Annotated in this window: 18 protein-coding genes; 11 read left to right on the forward strand and 7 right to left on the reverse strand. The window is 61.1% G+C overall.

The window, feature by feature from the left end; translation table 11 throughout:
• Positions 1-85: 85 nt before the first annotated feature.
• Positions 86-1,051, reverse strand: a complete 966-nt coding sequence (speB, locus tag CRO18_RS04915) for an agmatinase (RefSeq protein ID WP_097081554.1) — start codon at positions 1,049-1,051, stop codon at positions 86-88.
• A 169-nt stretch (positions 1,052-1,220) separates the two neighbouring features.
• Between speB and CRO18_RS04920 the strand changes: the two genes are divergently transcribed.
• Positions 1,221-2,267, forward strand: a complete 1,047-nt coding sequence (locus tag CRO18_RS04920) for a cytochrome-c peroxidase (protein ID WP_097081265.1) — start codon at positions 1,221-1,223, stop codon at positions 2,265-2,267.
• A gap of 96 nt (positions 2,268-2,363) precedes the next feature.
• Here the strand turns inward: CRO18_RS04920 and CRO18_RS04925 are convergent, their stop codons facing one another.
• Together CRO18_RS04925 and CRO18_RS04930 are read right to left on the reverse strand one after the other, a co-directional pair.
• The gene (locus CRO18_RS04925; RefSeq protein ID WP_097081266.1) at positions 2,364-3,164 is read right to left on the reverse strand and encodes a 23S rRNA (adenine(2030)-N(6))-methyltransferase RlmJ; all 801 of its coding nucleotides are present in this window, start codon (positions 3,162-3,164) and stop codon (positions 2,364-2,366) included.
• Positions 3,165-3,633: 469 nt separating this feature from the next.
• The gene (locus CRO18_RS04930; RefSeq protein ID WP_097081267.1) at positions 3,634-3,837 is read right to left on the reverse strand and encodes a DUF1127 domain-containing protein; all 204 of its coding nucleotides are present in this window, start codon (positions 3,835-3,837) and stop codon (positions 3,634-3,636) included.
• 302 nt (positions 3,838-4,139) lie between these two features.
• Between CRO18_RS04930 and CRO18_RS04935 the strand changes: the two genes are divergently transcribed.
• Positions 4,140-5,216, forward strand: coding sequence for an Mrp/NBP35 family ATP-binding protein (locus CRO18_RS04935; protein WP_097081268.1), 1,077 nt, complete (start codon positions 4,140-4,142; stop codon positions 5,214-5,216).
• A gap of 123 nt (positions 5,217-5,339) precedes the next feature.
• Here the strand turns inward: CRO18_RS04935 and coaD are convergent, their stop codons facing one another.
• Complete coding sequence (gene coaD, locus CRO18_RS04940; RefSeq protein ID WP_076483380.1) at positions 5,340-5,834, reverse strand: pantetheine-phosphate adenylyltransferase; 495 nt, start codon at positions 5,832-5,834, stop codon at positions 5,340-5,342.
• A gap of 111 nt (positions 5,835-5,945) precedes the next feature.
• Positions 5,946-6,890 carry a LysR family transcriptional regulator gene (locus CRO18_RS04945; protein ID WP_097081269.1) on the reverse strand — a complete coding sequence of 315 codons (945 nt, stop codon included), beginning with the start codon at positions 6,888-6,890 and terminating at the stop codon, positions 5,946-5,948.
• A gap of 149 nt (positions 6,891-7,039) precedes the next feature.
• Between CRO18_RS04945 and CRO18_RS04950 the strand changes: the two genes are divergently transcribed.
• The 8 genes from CRO18_RS04950 to CRO18_RS04985 all read left to right on the forward strand — a co-directional run bounded on the left by CRO18_RS04950 (position 7,040) and on the right by CRO18_RS04985 (position 13,848).
• Positions 7,040-8,539 (forward strand): CoA-acylating methylmalonate-semialdehyde dehydrogenase, encoded by a 1,500-nt coding sequence (locus CRO18_RS04950; protein WP_097081270.1) that lies wholly within the window; start codon positions 7,040-7,042, stop codon positions 8,537-8,539.
• Between the two features lie 214 nt (positions 8,540-8,753).
• On the forward strand, positions 8,754-9,899 hold the full coding sequence (locus CRO18_RS04955) for an acyl-CoA dehydrogenase family protein (protein WP_097081271.1): 1,146 nt from the start codon (positions 8,754-8,756) through the stop codon (positions 9,897-9,899).
• Positions 9,899-10,942 (forward strand): enoyl-CoA hydratase/isomerase family protein, encoded by a 1,044-nt coding sequence (locus CRO18_RS04960; RefSeq protein ID WP_097081272.1) that lies wholly within the window; start codon positions 9,899-9,901, stop codon positions 10,940-10,942. The genes CRO18_RS04955 and CRO18_RS04960 overlap by 1 nt, the downstream gene beginning before the upstream one ends.
• Positions 10,943-10,973: 31 nt before the next feature.
• Positions 10,974-11,846, forward strand: a complete 873-nt coding sequence (mmsB, locus tag CRO18_RS04965; protein ID WP_097081273.1) for a 3-hydroxyisobutyrate dehydrogenase — start codon at positions 10,974-10,976, stop codon at positions 11,844-11,846.
• A gap of 85 nt (positions 11,847-11,931) precedes the next feature.
• Positions 11,932-12,270, forward strand: coding sequence for a hypothetical protein (locus tag CRO18_RS04970; protein WP_097081274.1), 339 nt, complete (start codon positions 11,932-11,934; stop codon positions 12,268-12,270).
• Positions 12,271-12,338: 68 nt separating this feature from the next.
• Positions 12,339-13,001, forward strand: coding sequence for a Crp/Fnr family transcriptional regulator (locus CRO18_RS04975; RefSeq protein WP_097081275.1), 663 nt, complete (start codon positions 12,339-12,341; stop codon positions 12,999-13,001).
• Positions 13,002-13,163: 162 nt separating this feature from the next.
• Entirely contained in the window at positions 13,164-13,355 is a 192-nt protein-coding gene (locus tag CRO18_RS04980; RefSeq protein ID WP_097081276.1) for a DUF2892 domain-containing protein, read from the forward strand.
• Between the two features lie 184 nt (positions 13,356-13,539).
• Complete coding sequence (locus CRO18_RS04985) at positions 13,540-13,848, forward strand: hypothetical protein (protein ID WP_143128597.1); 309 nt, start codon at positions 13,540-13,542, stop codon at positions 13,846-13,848.
• Between the two features lie 127 nt (positions 13,849-13,975).
• Here the strand turns inward: CRO18_RS04985 and uvrA are convergent, their stop codons facing one another.
• The gene (gene uvrA / locus CRO18_RS04990; protein WP_097081278.1) at positions 13,976-16,849 is read right to left on the reverse strand and encodes an excinuclease ABC subunit UvrA; all 2,874 of its coding nucleotides are present in this window, start codon (positions 16,847-16,849) and stop codon (positions 13,976-13,978) included.
• A 256-nt stretch (positions 16,850-17,105) separates the two neighbouring features.
• Here uvrA and CRO18_RS04995 point away from each other — a divergent pair, with 256 nt between their 5' ends.
• Positions 17,106-17,480 carry a rhodanese-like domain-containing protein gene (locus tag CRO18_RS04995; RefSeq protein ID WP_097081555.1) on the forward strand — a complete coding sequence of 125 codons (375 nt, stop codon included), beginning with the start codon at positions 17,106-17,108 and terminating at the stop codon, positions 17,478-17,480.
• A 96-nt stretch (positions 17,481-17,576) separates the two neighbouring features.
• Here CRO18_RS04995 and CRO18_RS05000 read toward each other — a convergent pair whose 3' ends face one another.
• The gene (locus CRO18_RS05000) at positions 17,577-18,305 is read right to left on the reverse strand and encodes a Hint domain-containing protein (RefSeq protein ID WP_097081279.1); all 729 of its coding nucleotides are present in this window, start codon (positions 18,303-18,305) and stop codon (positions 17,577-17,579) included.
• Positions 18,306-18,494 lie beyond the last annotated feature (189 nt).

The raw sequence follows: 18,494 nt of genomic DNA on the forward strand, positions 1-18,494 counted from the left end.
TGTAGGCATCGCAGGGCCATGCTGCAAGACCCCAGCCCCGTTGCAAGCGCCCCTGCGCGGATGTGACCCGCCCCGAGTTAAGCCCTCAGCCTTTGCGGCGGGTGTATCCGTAAAGCGCCACAAGCTCGGTGGCGACATGGGCGCCCGCAATCGCGGTGACGCCCGTTGGGTCATAGGGCGGCGAGACCTCGACCACATCGCCGCCGACCATATTGATGCCCGCCAGCCCGCGCAAAAGCGCCGCCGCCTGCCAACTGGCTAAACCACCCCAGACCGGGGTGCCGGTGCCGGGCGCGAAAGCGGGGTCAAGGCAGTCGATATCAAAGCTGATGTAACAGGGCCGCTCCCCCACCACCGCCTTGATCCGCGCAACGGTTTCTTCCACGCCTGCTTGATGCACGAAGGGCGCATCAAGAATATGCACGCCGCAAGTGTCGGGGTTGTCGGTGCGGATGCCCACCGAAACCGTGGTTTCGGGCGCAACGTAGCCAAGCTTGAGCGCCTTATACAGGAAGGTGCCGTGGTCGATCCGGCTCATGTCGTCATCGGCCCAAGTGTCGGAATGGGCGTCAAAATGAATAAGCGCCACCGGCCCGTGGCGGTCCGCCATCGCGCGCAAAATCGGCTGGGTGATGAAATGGTCCCCGCCAAGCGTAATCACCCCCACACCCGCGCCCAAGATGGTGGCGATATGGGTGGTGACCCGGTCGGGAAAGCTCGCCGTATGCGCATAGTCAAAGGCCAGATCGCCGTAATCGACAATGCTCATTTCACTAAGCGGATCATAGCCCCAGCCATAGGGCGCATCGAAAGCTTGCAGCGTTGCCGCCTCGCGGATCGCGCGCGGGCCAAAGCGGGTGCCGGGGCGGTTCGTCACCGCTTGGTCGAAGGGCACACCGGTAATAGCAAGATCGACGCCAGCCAGATCCTTGCTGTAACGGCGGCGCAAGAAGGACGGCGCGCCCGCAAAGGCGTTTTCATAGGCAAGGCCGCGCAGTTCGGCGCGGGTGAATGCGGTATCTACTTGATTTTTCGCGTCTTCCAGTGCCATCAGCGCCCCCATTTTGGGCGATAGTATGGGCCTTTTTCAGGTAGAAGTGTCAACCAAAACCTGCGTCAGGCTGCCGCATCTAGAACCGTTCCAAACTTGATCTGGATCAACTCTCTCACGCCCCCGTGAACTTAGATTTATTCTACCTTTTGCTACGGAGGAACCATCCATGAAACGCAAAATCGCCCTCGCGCTGGCCCTGACAACGGTCCTCGCCACGCCCGTTTTGGCGGATGATGCCGCGCTACGCGAAGAGGCCAAAGGGCTCTTCGAAGTGATCCCGATGCAAGCGCCGATGCTTGAAAACAACAACGCCGTCACCCGCGATAAGGTCGATCTGGGCGCGATGCTGTTCTTCGATCCGCGCATGTCGAAATCGGGCCTGTTCTCGTGCCAATCGTGCCACAACGTCGGGATCGGCGGGGTTGACGGGCTGGAAACCTCTGTTGGCCACGGCTGGCAAGCGGGTCCGCGCAACGCGCCGACCATGCTGAACGCGGTCTTCAACATCGCCCAATTCTGGGATGGCCGCGCGCCTGACCTTGCTGCGCAAGCCAAAGGCCCGGTGCAAGCGGGCGTGGAAATGAACAACACCCCCGAGCAGGTGGTGGCGACGCTGAAATCGATGGATGGCTATGTCAGCGCGTTTGATGCCGCTTTCCCGGGCGAAGCCGACCCGATCACCTTTGACAATTTCGCGCTCGCGATCGAGGCGTTTGAAGCCACGCTTGTGACCCCGAACTCGAAGTTTGACCAATGGCTGATGGGCCAAGACGGCGCGCTGACCGATCAAGAGAAAAACGGTCTGAGCCTGTTTGTCGAAACCGGCTGCGCAAGCTGCCACAACGGCATCAACTTCGGCGGCAACGGCTACTATCCGTTTGGTTTGGTTGAAAAACCCGGCGCCGATGTGCTGCCCGAAGGCGACAAAGGCCGGTTTGCGGTTTCGGAAACGGCGGATGACGAATATGTCTTCCGCGCCGCGCCGCTGCGCAACATCGCGCTCACCGCGCCTTATTTCCACTCCGGCAAGGTTTGGGATCTGAAGCAAGCCGTGGCGATCATGGCAAACTCGCAGCTTGGTGCGGAACTGAGCGATGAACAGGTCGACGATATCACCGCCTTCCTGACCACGCTGACCGGCGAACAACCCGAAGTCGTGCACCCGACCCTGCCGGTGCGCACCTCGGCCACGCCGAAACCGGCGCCGATGTAAGATCGAGCAATTGTCCCAAGGGGTGCGTCCCAAGGGCTGGCGCGGGGGGAAACCCTCGCGCCTTTCTTTATGGGGCGCCTTTCCTTATGGGGCGCCCTATTTCAGCTTGGCAAAGAGCTTGGCGAGTTTTGCGGCCTCGTCTTGCAGCCCCCAAGGCGGGTTCAGCACGAACATGCCCGAGCCCACCATGCCGTGCCCGGCGCGCGCGGGCGGGAAGCGCACCTCTGAAAGCAGCCCTTCGGGATGCGCGGCTTTGAGGTTGCGCACCATGCGCGCTTGCGCCTCGGCCACCGGCACATGGGCAGCGAGCACCGGATACCAAAGCGCAATCACGCCGACATTCCATTTGCGCGCGACCTGCCCCATCAGCTTTGGCACGGTTTCGTAATCGGCCTTCACCTCCCAAGACGGGTCAATCAACAACAGCCCCCGGCGCGGCGTGGGCGGACACATGGCGAGCGCCATTTGCAGCCCATCCTTTTGGTGAAAGATCCCGCCATGCTCGGCCATCGCCTCTTTCAGCGCGGCAAATTCCTGCGGATGGAGTTCGCACAATTGAATGCTGTCGATCGGGCGCAAGAGCGTGGCCGCCAAAAGCGGCGAGCCGGGATAGGCGGTTTTGCCCTGCGCGTCCCGCACCGTTTTGAGCGCACGCAGATAGGGGTGATCGGCGTCGAACCAGCGCTCGGCCAAAGCGCGGCTGATCCCTGCCGCCGCCTCGCCGGTTTTCGCGGCCTCCGCCCCATCGAGCGCATAAAGCCCCCGGCCCGAATGGGTCTCTAGGTAGCTCAGCGGTTTGTCTTTGCGGGTCATGTAGTCGATCATCGCGGCCAAGAGTGCATGTTTGTGCACATCGGCCAGATTTCCCGCATGATAGGCGTGTTGGTAAGACAGCATGGGTCGATCCCTCTTTTGGCCTTCCTGCCTGCAACCGCCCGCCCCCGCAAGCGGGCTGTGCAACGGGCCGCATTCATCTTGCCAGAAATGTCGCCGGGAGACGGGAGCAAAGCCCCAAAATGGAAAACGGCGGCGCCCAGGGAGGAGGAGGGGCACCGCCGTTAAAAACCGCGGCCTCAGGGAGGAGGAGAGAGGCCTTGGTATGTCCGGCACTGCTCGGGAGGAGGTGAGCAGCACCATATCCCGCGCCCAGGGAGGAGGAGAGGACGCGGTATCAGGTTGAAGGAGCGGCGACCTCAGGGAGGAGGAGAGAGGCCGCCGCCTTCTTTACAAGCCCCAGGGAGGAGGAGGGGGCCTGATACGTTTCCGGCAGATGGGGCCGGTATTGGTTTGGCGACACCCTCAGGGAGGAGGAGAGAGGGTGTCGCCGATCTCCGAGGCCAGGGAGGAGGAGAGGCCTCAGGAAGTCTTATTTGCCGTAGGCCGCTTCCAGCGCGATGCGGGTCAGCATCGAGCGGTGCATGCCAAGATCGTTCAGTTCACGCTCCGAAAGCGAGCGCAGTTCCGAAAGCGTCTGACGATAAACCTTGCGGCGGGCCAGCGCTTCGCGCACGGTCGCAAGCACCTGGGAAAGCCCGGTGTCGGAAGTGCGGATGTCGGTCGCCAGTGCCATTCGTCGTCTCTTTCGCTATCGCTGTGTGTTGTTCTGCGCCTGCTTGACCGAGATGTCTCTGCGGTGCGCCGTCGCTGTTGGGGCTAACATGGGGGAAATGCTGCATCTGCACAACGGCGGACGGGTGCAACGCCGCCTTGCGAAAAATGCATAACGGATTCTGACCTGTTTCCGCCCCAAAACAGCGTTAATTCGCTTTGGAACAGTTCAAAAAAGAGGCGAATCTTGCTTGGGTGGGGTGTGCCCCCTTGCGAAGCGCGGCAAAAGCGCCACAGTCGCCCGCAAATCGACAGGAGAAATTCATGGCTCTTACGAAAGAATCAGTGCTCGAACGTTTGCGCAATACCCCGCTGGAAGGCGGAGATGCCGTGAGCCGCGGTCTGGTGCATGCGCTGGCGGTCGAATCGGGTGTGGTGCGGTTCGTGCTTGAGGGGGCGCCCGAGGCCGAACTGGTGGCGATCCGCCCGGTTTTGGAACAAGCGGTGCGCAGTCTTGAAGGGATCAGCTCCCTTTCCGTGGTGATCCCGGCAGGCCCGCCCAAGGGGATGGGGGCGAAGAAGCCGCAATCAGGCGTGAAGATCGGAGGTCACCCAACCCCGCAGGCTGGCCCTGCCCCGGTCCCCGGTGTGCGCCACATTTTGGCGGTGGGCTCGGGCAAAGGCGGCGTCGGCAAATCTACCGTGGCGGCGAACCTTGCTGTCGCCTTGGCGAAAGCGGGCCGCCGCGTTGGGCTTTTGGATGCCGATCTCTACGGGCCGAGCCAGCCACGCATGATGGGCGCGACCGAGCGCCCCGGTTCGGAAAACGGCGATACGATCTTGCCGGTGATGGCGCATGGCGTGGTGCTGATGTCTTTGGGGCTGATGCTGCGCGAAGATGAGGCGGTGATCTGGCGCGGCCCGATGCTGATGGGCGCGATGCAACAGCTTTTGGGGCAAGTGCGCTGGAACGCTTATGGTGATTTGGATGTGCTGGTGATCGACCTGCCGCCGGGCACCGGCGATGTGCAATTGAGCCTGTGCCAAAAAGCAACGCTTGATGGCGCGGTGATCGTGTCGACCCCGCAAGATGTGGCGCTTTTGGATGCCAAGAAAGCGCTCGATATGTTTGCCAAGCTGAAGGTGCCGGTGGTCGGGCTGATTGAAAACATGTCCACCTATGTTTGCCCCAATTGCGGCCATGAGGCGCATCTCTTTGGGCATGGGGGCGTGGAAGCCGAGGCCGCGCGGCTCGGCCTGCCCTTCATGGGCGCCCTCCCCTTGGCGTTGGAAGTGCGCATTGCCGGCGATGAAGGCACGCCAATTGCAGCCGGCGACAGCCCGGCAGCCGAGGCCTATGCGGCGCTCGCCCGCCATGTGATTGAGGCTGGGGTCGCGTAAGAAAAGCGGGTTTCGCTGCGGCGCTGCCGAAGCGACCCGGCGGGGGCGCTGCCCCCGCCCCCCCGGGATATTTCGCGCAAGATGAAAGCGGCCGTGGCCTTAGCCCCCACGGAGAGGGCCGATTTAGCCCCGCAGCCGCGCGACGAGCCGTTCTTCCACCGCAGGCGGCACAAATCTGGAAACATCGCCGCCAAGGCGCGCGATTTCCTTCACCAGCTTCGAGGCAATCGCCTGACGCCGGGCATCGGCCATCATGAAGACCGTCTCCACGCTGTCATCCAGCGCGCGGTTCATGCCAACCATCTGGAATTCATATTCAAAATCCGCCACAGCGCGCAGGCCGCGAATGATCACACTCGCCCCCACATCATGGGCGCAATCAATCAACAGATTCTCAAACGGATGCACCACAATCTCGCCGCCGCATTTGGCGGTGATGCCCGCGCATTCGGCTTGCAGCATTTCCACACGCTCTTCGAGCGTGAACAAAGGCCCTTTGTCACGGTTGATCGCCACGCCGATCACCAGCCGGTCCACCAGCGCCAGCGCGCGCTGAATAATGTCGGTATGGCCAAGCGTCACCGGGTCAAAGGTGCCGGGATATAGACCGATGCGCATGGGTGCCCTCCTCCTGCGCCGCATTCACGAACGGGTGAGCGCACGCAACAGCATTCGCACCCGATTTGCAACCCACTCGCTGCGCAGCGCAGCGTCACACCCCTTAAGCCCTCAAAGCCCCGGCGCGGCCACCGCGCGCGTGGGCGAGCCCACCCCCTGCCCCACAGCGGCCAAAGTTTCAAGCCGCGCCACCTCGCGCCGCATGCCGCGCCCCAAAGCGGCGGCAAGCCGTTCGAGCCGTTCCGAGCGGCGGTCATCGGCATGGCGAATGAGCCAAAACGCGCGGCTCAGCCCAATTTCCTCGGGCAGCACCCGCACCACGCCCGGCGTAAAGGGCAGCGCGAAATCATGCACGATGCCGAGCCCCGCACCCGCGCGCAGCATCTGCATTTGCACCGAAACGGAATTGGACGCGAGCCCCACGCCCTCCGCCCGCGTTTCGGCCAAATAGTCGAGTTCCTTGTCGAAAATCATATCGGCAATATAGCCCACGATCCGATGCGTGCGCAGATCGGCGCGCGACAGGATCGGTGGATGCGCGGCCAAGTAGCTTTCATGCGCGGCCAGATGCAGTTGATAATCGACAAGCTTTTGCACCGTAAGCCGCCCCGCCGTGGGCGGTGAAACGGCAATCGCCATATCCGCCTCGCGTTTCGAGAGGTTAAAGACCCGTGGCAAAGCGACGATCTGAATCTCGAGCCCCGGATGGCTGTCGCAAATCTCGGCGCAGACCTGCGGCAGCAGGTAGTTCGCGCAGCCATCGGGCGCACCGATGCGCAATTGCCCGGTCAGTTGCCGCCCGGTGCCCGAGAGTTCCTCAGCCGCACCCGCAAAGGCGGCTTCCGCCGCTTCGGCATGGGGCAAGAGCCGCCCGCCCGCCTCTGTCAGCGCATAGCCTTGCGGGGATTTGACGAAAAGCGCATTGCCCAAAGCCTCCTCCAGCCGCGCAACACGCCGCCCCACGGTCGCGGCATCGCATTTCAGCGCCCGCCCCGCGCCAGAAAGGCTTTCTGCCCGCACCACGGCCAAAAACACCCGCAAGTCATCCCAATCCATGCCCCACCTTTGCATTATTGCAAAACGCTTTTGCCAGACTTCCTCTTTATGGCGCATTTTCGCAAGGCTAGAGTGTCGCCGGAACCCACTCACAAACACCCAAACGCACGAGACGCCACGCACGGCGCAGGCACTATAGGGAGGAAAAGATGAAAGAGATCGGACACTGGATTGACGGCAAAATGGTCCCCGGCACTTCGGAGCGGTTTGCCGAAGTGCTGAACCCGGCCACGGGCGAAGTGATCGCGAAACTCGCACTTGCCACCAAAGCGGAACTGGATGCCGCTGTGGCCGCGGCAGAAAAAGCCCAAGCGGGCTGGGCCACCACCAACCCGCAGCGCCGCGCGCGGGTGATGATGAAATTTGGCGATCTGATCAACCAGCACATGGATGAGCTGGCGGAACTCGTCTCGATGGAGCACGGCAAAGTGCTGCTGGACGGGCGCGGCGACGTGCAACGCGGCCTTGAGGTGATCGAGGTTTGCATGGGCGCGCCCGCGCTGATGAAGGGCGAATACACCGGCGATGCGGGCCCCGGCATTGATCTTTATTCGATGCGCCAACCGCTTGGCGTTGTCGCGGGCATCACGCCCTTTAACTTCCCGGCGATGATCCCGCTGTGGAAAATGGGCCCGGCGCTGGTGGCCGGCAATGCGATGATCCTCAAACCGTCTGAGCGCTGCCCATCGACCGCGCTGCGGCTGGCGGAACTCGCGCAAGAAGCGGGTCTGCCCGATGGTGTGCTGCAAGTCGTGAACGGCGACAAAGAAGCCGTGGATGCGATTTTGGACAATGACACGATCCAAGCGGTGGGCTTTGTCGGCTCGACCCCGATCGCGCAATATATCTATGGCCGCGCCTGTTCGAACGGCAAACGCGCGCAGTGCTTTGGCGGCGCCAAGAACCATATGATCATCATGCCCGATGCCGATATGGACAAAGCGGCGGATGCGCTGGTCGGTGCCGGGTATGGCGCGGCGGGCGAGCGTTGCATGGCGATTTCGGTCGCCGTTCCGGTTGGCAAAGGCACGGCGGAAGCGCTGATCGAACGGCTGGTACCGAAGATCGAAAAGCTCAAAGTCGGCCCCTATACCGGCGGCAATGATGTGGACTTTGGCCCTGTGATCACTGCGCAAGCGAAAGAGCGGATCGAAGGGTTGATCGCCTCGGGCGTGGAAGCGGGCGCGGAGCTGCTGATTGATGGCCGTGGCCTGACGATCCAAGGTTATGAAGGCGGCTTCTACACCGGGCCGAGCCTTTTTGACAAAGTCACCCCGGAGATGGAGATCTACAAACAAGAGATCTTTGGCCCGGTCTTGAGCGTGGTGCGCCAAGATAGCTATGAAGACGCGCTGAAGCTGATCATCGACAATGATTACGGCAACGGCACCGCGATCTTCACCGCCGATGGCGACACGGCGCGCGACTTTGCGGCGCGGGTGAATGTGGGCATGGTGGGGATCAACTTCCCGATCCCGGTGCCGCTGTCCTACTACACGTTCGGCGGCTGGAAGAAATCGGCCTTTGGCGATCTCAATCAATATGGCCCCGATGCTTTGCGCTTCTACACGAAAACCAAAACCGTCACCGCGCGTTGGTTCTCGGGCATCAAAGACGGTGTCGCGCTGAACTTTAAAGCGCTCGACTGATCTCACCGCAAGCGGGCCGCGCCTTTGGCGCGGCCTGCCTCCGGCGGGGATATTTGCAGCAAGATGAAAGGGGGCTGTTTCATCTTGCTCAAAATATCCCGGGGTGAATTGGCCGCAGGCCAAGAGGGGCAGCGCCCCGCCACCGCCCCTTGCAACACTGGTGCAAGGTTTCCAAATTAAACAGGTGTTCAATTCAGGCTTTGGGGAGGAAGGCATGGATTTCGCGCTCAGTGAGGAGCAACAGGCCATTTTCGATATGGCCTATGCCTTTGGCCAAGATGAAATCGCGCCCCATGCGCGCGCTTGGGAAGAGGCAGGCACGATCCCGCGCGATTTGTGGCCCAAAGTGGCAGCGCTTGGCTTGGGCGGGATTTATGTTTCCGAAGAGCATGGCGGATCGGGGCTGAGCCGATTGGATGCGACGCTCGTCTTTGAGGCTTTGGCAATGGCCTGCCCTGCCGTTTCGGCCTTTTTGTCCATTCACAACATGTGCGGCGGCATGATCGACAAATTCGGCGCACCGGATTTGAAAGCGCGCTATCTGCCGAAGCTTTGTTCGATGGAAAGCGTCTTTTCCTATTGCCTGACCGAGCCCGGCTCTGGCTCCGACGCGGCCGCGCTGCGCACCCGTGCCGAGGAAACGCCGGGGCAGTTCACGCTCAATGGCACCAAGGCGTTCATCTCGGGCGGCGGCTATTCGGATGCCTATATCACCATGGTGCGCACCGGAGACGCGGGACCAAAAGGGATTTCCACCGTCATCGTTGAAGCCGGCACGCCGGGGCTGAGCTTTGGCGCGCAGGAACATAAGATGGGCTGGCGCGCGCAACCCACCGCGCAGGTGCAATTTGATGATTGCGTGATCGGGGCAGAGAACCTTTTGGGCGAACTCGGCAAGGGGTTCAGCTACGCGATGGCGGGGCTGGATGGTGGGCGGCTCAACATCGCTGCTTGTGCTTTGGGCGGCGCGCAGGCGGCGCTTGAGGCCACGCTTTCCTATATGGGTGAGCGCAAAGCCTTTGGCCAATCGCTCGACCAATTCCAAGCGCTGCAGTTCCGGCTCGCCGAGATGGAAGTGAAGCTGCAATCGGCGCGCATCTTCTTGCGCCAAGCCGCGTGGAAATTGGACAATCGCACCCCCGACGCCACGAAATTCTGTGCGATGGCAAAGCTTTACGTCACTGACGCCGCTTTTGAGGTGGCCAATCAATGCCTGCAATTGCATGGTGGCTATGGCTACCTTGCCGATTACGGGATCGAAAAGATCGTGCGCGATTTGCGTGTGCATCAGATCTTGGAAGGCACCAATGAAATCATGCGGCTGATCATCAGCCGCAGCCTGCTGGCGGAGCGCGGCTGATGCAAGAAGACTGGATGATCGCTCGCAAGGAAGGCCGCGCGGGGCGGCTGACCTTCAACCGTCCCAAGGCGCTCAACGCCCTTGATGAAAGCATGGCTTTCACGATTGAGCAGGCGCTGGATCAGTGGCGCGATGATCCTGAGGTCAAGCTTGTGATCATTGATGCCGAGGGCGACCGGGCCTTTTGCGCAGGCGGCGACATTGCCGCTGTTTATAAAGCCGGGCGCGCGGGCTATCCGCAGGTCGGGGCCGAGTTTTGGCGCGCCGAATATCGGATGAACGCAAAAATCGCCGAATATCCGAAACCCATTGTCGCCTTTATGCAGGGCTTCGTGATGGGCGGCGGCGTGGGCGTGGGCGGCCATGCAAGCCACCGCGTGGTCGGCGAAAGCACGCAAATCGCCATGCCCGAAACCGGGATCGGGCTTATTCCCGATGTCGGCGGCACGTTGATTTTGGCACGTGCGCCGGGGCGGGTCGGGGAATATCTGGGAACCACCGGCAACCGGATTGGCGCGGCGGATGCGCTTTATGCGGGCTTTGCGGATATCTATCTGCCCGAAGCGCGCTGGCCCGAGGTGATCGCGCAATTGGCCGAGAGCGGCGAGGCTTCGGTGATCCCGCGCGGGTTTCAGCCCGAGTACAAAGGCTTTCTGGCCGATCGCCGCCCCGAGATTGAAGCGATCTTTGGTGGCAAAGATATTGCGATGATCGTGGCAAAGCTCGAGAACCTGCCCACGAAATTCGCCGCCGAAACATTGGCCACTTTGCGCCGCAACTCTGCGCTGAGTGAAGAATGCACGCTGCGGCTCGTACGCATGACCCGCGCTGTGCCCAATATCCGCGAAGCGCTGTCAAACGAGTTTCGTTTCACCTTGCGCGCGGTGGAGCACAGCGACTTTTTGGAAGGCGTGCGCGCGCAAATCATCGACAAAGACCGCAACCCGCAATGGGCCTACAGCCTCGACACCTTGCCCGAAGCGCTGGTGACGAAACTCCTGGCCCCTCTGCCGCGGGAGTGGGAGATCGACTTCGACGCTTGAGGAGAGGCGTCTGATATTTGGGGGAGGACAGATGAAGATCGGATTTATCGGGCTTGGCAATATGGGCGCGCCGATGGCGGCGAACCTTGTGCAAGCGGGCCATGAGGTGGTGGGGTTTGACCTTGCCGCCCCCTGCCCGGCGGGCGTCACCAAAGCGGCCACGGCAGGCGAAGCGGCCACCGGGGCGGAGGTGGTGATCACCATGCTGCCCAATGGCGCGATTTTGCGCGCGGTGGCGGCAGAGGTGATCCCGGCGATGGTGCCCGGGGCTGTGCTGTGTGATTGCTCAACCGTGGATGTCGAAAGCGCGCGCGCGGTGGCCGAACAAGCCGCAAAAGCCGGGCTTGGCGCTTTGGATGCGCCGGTCTCTGGTGGGGTGGGCGGCGCGACGGCGGGCACGCTCACCTTCATGGTCGGCGGCACAGAGGATGCCTTTGCCACGGTTGAGCCGCTTTTTGCGATCATGGGGCAAAAGGCTGTGCATTGCGGCGCCCCCGGAGCGGGCCAAGCGGCGAAGATTTGCAACAATATGATCTTGGGCGTGACGATGATCGCCACCTGCGAAGCCTTTGCCTTGGCCGATAAGCTGGGCCTTGATCGGGCCAAGATGTTCGATGTGGTCTCGACCTCCTCGGGCTATTCTTGGACGATGAATGCCTATTGCCCGGCCCCCGGCGTTGGCCCGCAAAGCCCCGCCGACAATGGCTATAAACCCGGCTTTGCGGCGGAACTCATGCTCAAAGACCTGCGGCTGAGCCAGCAAGCCGCAGCAGCGGTCGATGCCGATACGCCGATGGGCCAGCAGGCAGCGGCGCTTTACGAGCGCTTTGTCGAACAAGAAGGCGGCAAGGGGATGGATTTCTCGGCCATGCTGCCGCGCTTTGAAAACCGCAGCCGCGAATAGGCGGATTTTCCTCACAAAACTGCGAGCGGGGCGACTGATTTGCCCCGCTCGCGCGTTCGATCTTCAGACCAAGGAGATCGAGCTTATGAAACAGACCCCCCTGACGCTTGCCGCCCTCGCCATTGCCTTTGCAAGCTTTGCCCCCGCCGCGATGGCAAACCCGCCGCAAGACTGTAGCGCCCCCGGCGCGCGCTGTGCTGCCCCCGGCCACAACACGCCCCCGGGCCACGCCAAGAAACAAGCCCCGCAAGCCGCCAAACAAGCGCCCGGCCACGCGCCGAGCAGCGCGCAATTGCGCCGCCTGCCTCCGCCGCCCCATGGACAGGAATACCGGGTGGTCGACAATCGTGTCGTGCTGATCGATTCCGACACGCTCAATACCATGGCAGTGCTTGGGCTGCTGACGGCGCTTTTGAACAACTAAACCGACGCGACGGCAAAACCCACTGCGGGGGCTTGTAACTCGTGCCCCTGCACGCCTAAATCCAAACCATGACGCACTGGATTGAGACCTCCCCCGCCCTTGCCCGACTCGGTGCCCCTGAGCGGGCATTGCTGCAAGATCTAAGCCCGATGGATGTGCCCAAGGGCGCCGTTCTGTTTCGCCCCGGCGATGCGGTGCAGGGCTTTGTTTTGGTGCTGCAAGGCCGGGTCGAGGTGTTTTTGACCGGCGCCAATGGGCGCGAGTTGATGCTTTACGCGGTCGAGCCCGGCCAGACCTGCGTGCAAACCACACTCGGCCTTTTGGGCGAGGCAGATTACACCGGCGAGGCCATTGCCACCACGCCCTCGCGCATCGTGCTGGTGCCGCGCCCGACCTTTTTGCGGTTGATGGAAGACAGCCCCTCGTTCCGCGCGCTTGTGTTTTCGTCGATGGCGGTGCGGATGGAAGAGGTGATCCGGCTGATGGAACGGGTCTCTTTCCAATCAGTGGAAAGCCGCTTGGCCAGCTGGCTTTTGGCGCGGGCGGAAAATAGCCGCGTCGCCGCAACGCATGCCGAGATTGCCGCGCAAATCGGCTCGGCGCGCGAGGTGGTTTCGCGCCGCTTGGATGCTTTTGCCCGGCGCGGCTGGGTGCGCACCGAACGCGGGCTCGTTGAGATATGCGACGCTGCCGCGCTCAAACGCCTTGATGCGGTGACCGAAGGCGCGTGACTGAGGGATCGTGACCGGGGGAGCTTGACCGAGCGCGCCTGAAACATCCGCTCGCGTCCCTGTGATCGGTCTTGGTGATCACGTCACCGACGCTAAAACGCCTGCGTGCTATCTCCTTTACCACAAACCCGCGCTGTCGCGGGCCGATTGGAGGGAGTGCATATGTTCAAGAACAACGTCGGCGGGATGGATAAAATCGCCCGCATCGTTCTCGGCGCCGCCATGCTGGCCGCCTATTTCCTGATGCCCGATGCCTCGTGGTTCTGGCTGATCGGCGTCGTGCCGCTGATCACCGGTCTGGCTGGCTCCTGCCCGCTTTACACGATCGTGGGCATCAACACCTGCAAGAGCTAACCCCGCGCATCGGTGGCTGGCCAGAGCCACCGATTTTCTGCTACGGGGCAAACCCGCCGACGGCCCCCCGCGCCTTCGGCGGGTTTTCATTTGGCGAGGGCGGTTTTACACTGTGCCCATGTGCTTCCGCCCTGCCCTTTTGCTAGTTACCCTTTGCGCAGCGCTCCCCGCGCGCGCCGAAAGCGTGGCACCGATTGGCCCCCAAGTGCCGCAGGCCGAGCAGCCCTCCGAATGCCGGATTTTGGAGGCGACAGGGGATCGGTTTTGCAAATACGGCCACCGCTGGAAACTCGAAAACGCGCGCGCGCCGGACTATGCGGTGGGCGATGATTTCCCGGTCTATGAACAGTCCATGTTGATGGATCTGCGGCGCTACAATCTGTCCCCGGTGGATGGCCCTTGGCGCTATTATGAACACCACCGGATCATCTACAAAGTCTCGGCCGAGACCGGCAAGGTAATCGAGGTGCTGGGCCGCATGCGCCGCCGCTAAACGCGTAGCGCTGCCCTTTCTGGCGCGGCGCGACGTTGAAGCAAAACGCTTTGCCCTTCGACTTTGCCTAAATATCCCGGGGGTGAATTTTCCGCAGGAAAAGAGGGGGCAGCGCCCCCCCCTGCCCTTATTCCGCCGCGACCGGCAAACCCAGCATTGGCGCAAGGTAGCGCCCGGTATGGCTTTCGGGTACCGTGGCCACCTGTTCGGGTGTGCCCTCGGCCACGATACGCCCGCCGCCATCGCCGCCCTCGGGGCCAATGTCGATGATCCAATCGGCGGTTTTGATCACATCGAGATTGTGTTCGATCACCACCACCGTATTGCCCTGTTCGACCAGCGAATGCAGAACTTCCAGAAGTTTCCGGACATCTTCGAAATGCAGCCCCGTGGTGGGCTCATCCAAGATATAAAGCGTGCGGCCCGTGGCGCGGCGGCTGAGTTCTTTAGACAGTTTCACCCGCTGCGCTTCCCCGCCCGAAAGCGTGGTCGCCTGCTGGCCGACCTTGATATAGCCAAGCCCCACCTCCACCAGCGCATCCATCTTTTCGCGGATCGCGGGCACGGCTTTAAAGAACTCCTGCGCGTCTTCCACCGTCATATCCAGCACATCGGCAATCGACTTGCCCTTGAACTGAATTTCCAGCGTCTCGCGGTTGTAGCGGTGGCCCTTGCAGGTTTCGCATTCGACATAGACATCGGGCAGGAAGTGCATCTCGATCTTGATGACGCCATCGCCTTGGCAGGCCTCACAACGCCCACCTTTGACGTTGAAGGAAAACCGCCCCGGCTTGTAGCCGCGCGCCTGCGCCTCGGGGAGCCCCGCGAACCAATCGCGGATCGGCGTGAAGGCCCCGGTATAGGTGGCGGGGTTAGAACGGGGCGTGCGCCCAATCGGGCGTTGGTCGATGTCGATCACCTTATCAAGGTGTTCAAAGCCGCGGATGCTTTCGCACGGCGCGGGGGTCTCGCGCGCGCCATTCAATCGCATCGCTGCATTTTTATAAAGCGTTTCAATCGTCAGCGTGGATTTGCCGCCGCCCGAAACGCCCGTGACACAGACAAATTTCCCCAGCGGGAATTCCACCGTCACATCTTTGAGGTTGTTGCCGCACGCCTTTGAGACCTTGAGCTTTTTGCCATTCCCCTTGCGGCGTTTGGGCGGCACCTCAATCGCGCGGGTGCCAGAGAGATATTGCCCGGTGAGGCTCGCCGGGTCCGCCGCAATCTCGGCAGGTGTGCCGCGCGCAACCACTTGGCCGCCATGCACGCCCGCGCCGGGGCCAATGTCAAAAACGTAATCCGCATGGCGGATCGCATCTTCATCATGCTCCACCACCAGCACCGTATTGCCTTGATCGCGCAGGTTTTTCAGCGTGCCAAGCAGCCGATCATTATCGCGCTGGTGCAACCCGATCGAGGGTTCGTCGAGCACGTAAAGCACGCCCGTCAGACCAGAGCCGATCTGGCTGGCCAGCCGGATCCGCTGGCTTTCGCCGCCCGACAACGTGCCCGCCGCGCGCGAAAGCGTCAGGTAATCAAGGCCCACATTGACCAAGAACCCCAACCGCTCACGGATTTCTTTCAAGATCGGACGGGCAATTTCATTGTGCTGCGTGCCAAGCGTTTCTGGCACGGTGCCAATCCAGTCATGCGCCTCGCGGATCGACATTTCGACCAGTTGGCCAATGTGCAGCCCGGCGATTTTCACCGCCAAAGCCTCGGGCTTCAGACGATAGCCGTGGCAGGCGCCGCAAGAGCGGTTGTTTTGATAGCGCTCCATCTCTTCGCGCGACCAAGCGCTGTCGGTCTCGCGGTAGCGGCGCTCCATATTGGGGATGATGCCTTCAAAGGTCCGGCTGACCTCATAGACCCGCCCCGCCTCGTCAAAGCGGAATTTGATCTGTTCCTCGCCCGAGCCATAGAGGAACAAGCGCTGCACCTCGGGCTTGAGGTCTTTCCACGGTTTGCGCTTATCAAACCCATAGTGCTTGGCAAGCGCGTCAATCGTTTGCGTGAAGTAAGGGCTTTTCGACTTCGCCCAAGGCGCAAGCGCGCCTGCCATCAGCGTTAGCGTAGTATCGGGCACCACGAGCCGTTCATCAAAGAAAAGCTCAACCCCCAGCCCGTCACAGGCCGGGCAGGCGCCAAAAGGCGCGTTGAACGAAAACAGGCGCGGCTCAATTTCCGGAATGGTGAAGCCAGAGACCGGGCAGGCGAATTTTTCCGAAAAGGTCACCCGCGCGGGCTCTTGCCCCGCCTCAAGCGCATCATTCGAGAGCGCCTCTTCCCAAAGTGCGATCCCATCGGCCAGATCGAGCGCAGTGCGGAAACTGTCGGCCAGACGTGTCTCCAACCCTTCACGGACCACAATCCGATCCACCACCACATCAATATTGTGGCGGAATTTTTTGTCCAAGGTGGGCGGTTCCTCAAGGTCGTAAAAGGCCCCGTTCACCTTCACCCGTTGAAAGCCCGCCTTGCGCCATTCGGCAAACTCTTTGCGATATTCGCCCTTGCGGTCGCGGATGACGGGGGCCAGCAAATAGCCCCGCGCGCCCTCTTCCATCGCCATCACGCGATCGACCATGTCTTGCACTTGCATCGCCTGAATCGGCAGCCCCGTCGCGGGGCTATAGGGCGTGCCCGCGCGGGCGAACAACAGCCGCAGATAGTCATAAATCTCGGTCACCGTGCCGACGGTGGAGCGCGGATTTTTTGAGGTGGTCTTTTGCTCAATCGAGATCGCAGGGCTCAGCCCCGAAATATGATCGACATCGGGTTTTCCCATCATATCAAGGAATTGCCGCGCATAGGCCGACAGGCTTTCGACATAGCGCCGCTGCCCCTCGGCATAGATCGTATCGAAGGCGAGCGATGACTTGCCCGAGCCCGACAGCCCGGTGATGACCGTCAGCGCATCGCGCGGGATGTCGAGATCGACCCCCTTGAGGTTATGCTCGCGCGCGCCCCGCACCTCGATGAATTTTTGCTCGGCCATACCCGTCTCCGTTCAAAGCCAACAATAGATAGGGGGTCGCGGGCGAGTCTCCAATGCGAAAATGCGAACAGAAGGGGAACTTTTTCGCCAAGCGCCAAAGATTTGCGCGGCCTGCCGCTTGTTGCTGCCGCGCAGCATGGCAATTATTCATTTCTTCGCATATCTGAGGCAAAAGCGCTTGAAACCGCGCAACGTTCTGCCACATGAAACCGACAGGCGCCCCTCCCCTTTGGCGCCGCAAAAGAAGGAATTCGAGATGTTCAACTTCCTGCGCCCTTCTGGCCAAGGGCAAGGTCGCGTCGAACGGATCGCGCCGAAAGACGCGGTGCAAATGGTTGCCAAAGGCGAAGCGGTTTTGCTTGATGTGCGCGACGGGATGGAGCTGCGCGCCACCGGCAAAGCCAAGGGCGCGCTGCATGTGCCGATGATGTCGCTGTCGATGAAGTGCGACCCGTCGAGCCCCGAATGCCTGAAAGAGCTGTCGCTCGACAAACCCGTGGTGCTTTACTGCGCCTCTGGCGCGCGCAGCCAAGGCGCGGGGCGGATGCTGGTTTCGATGGGCTATACCAAGGTCTTCAACCTCGGCGGGCTAAACGACTGGCACCACGGCGGCGGCCAAGTGGTGCGCTAAGCTGAGACGAAAGAAGGGGGCCGCGGCCCCCTTTTTTATTGCGAGATGGGCATAAGCTCACGGCGCACTTGGAAAAGCGGCGCCATTATTTAGGCGTCAATGATGCGCCACGCATAATCTGGTTAGGGCTTCGCGATACGGCTCTAACCCACCCATTATTTCAACATCTGCTTTCACCAAATCAACGGCATCTTGATAAGGCATTTTTGTACAGGAAAGCGGCATGTTATTTTCTTCTTCGCAGAAGATAAAGCTATTGCCCAAATAAATCGAACCACGCGCAAGATATTGCCAGCCATAGCCTGTTTCGAGCAATTCATCACGCTCGCAAAGGATACGAAACAACTGTTTGTCTTCTGGTGGTGCAACCTGCGTGATTTCGGGAAAGATCAACCCGGCCCGCGCAGGGATAGAGACGTGAGGGTCGCCGTAAGCGATCTCTGCCGCACTGGATTCGATTTGCACATATTGATCTGACGCGACCAGTACATCGTGCCGATTGTCAAAGAAACCTTGCGGTAGGCACACGGGCCAAAATTTCTCCGGCAAGTCGACCTTTAAGCTTGCGGGCGCGTATTGCTCTATCCGCGTTATTCGCTGAAAGCCATGATCAAAGGTTTTTACAAAATCGCCCACGCGTAAAAATTCAACGGCGACCTTCCCCTTAGGTGTTAAAATTTCGACACCGCTATAAAGACCTGATCGGCATGTCAAACATGCCTCTCGCATCTTTCTGTTTTCTCGGCGATCTGCCTTCCGAACTCCTACAAAATCAAAAAAGCTATTATGCCTCGTTAATCGCTCTAACATGCTTTCTACACCCATAGCGCACTTCTGCACCAATCGGTACACAACCAGAGGTAAACAAAGCTTTCACAAAAGATGCTGACAGGCGCATTCAGCAAAAAAACGCTGGAAACACATGCAGATAATGGAATTTCTCTCCTGACCCGTGCACACCCGGCAGCGGGGTGGCGCCAGAGGCGATGGCTCGCGCGGTCAGGTGCAACCGCT

The sequence above is a fragment of the Rhodobacter sp. JA431 genome (assembly GCF_900217725.1).
In the GTDB taxonomy this organism is placed as follows: domain Bacteria; phylum Pseudomonadota; class Alphaproteobacteria; order Rhodobacterales; family Rhodobacteraceae; genus Rhodobacter; species Rhodobacter aestuarii.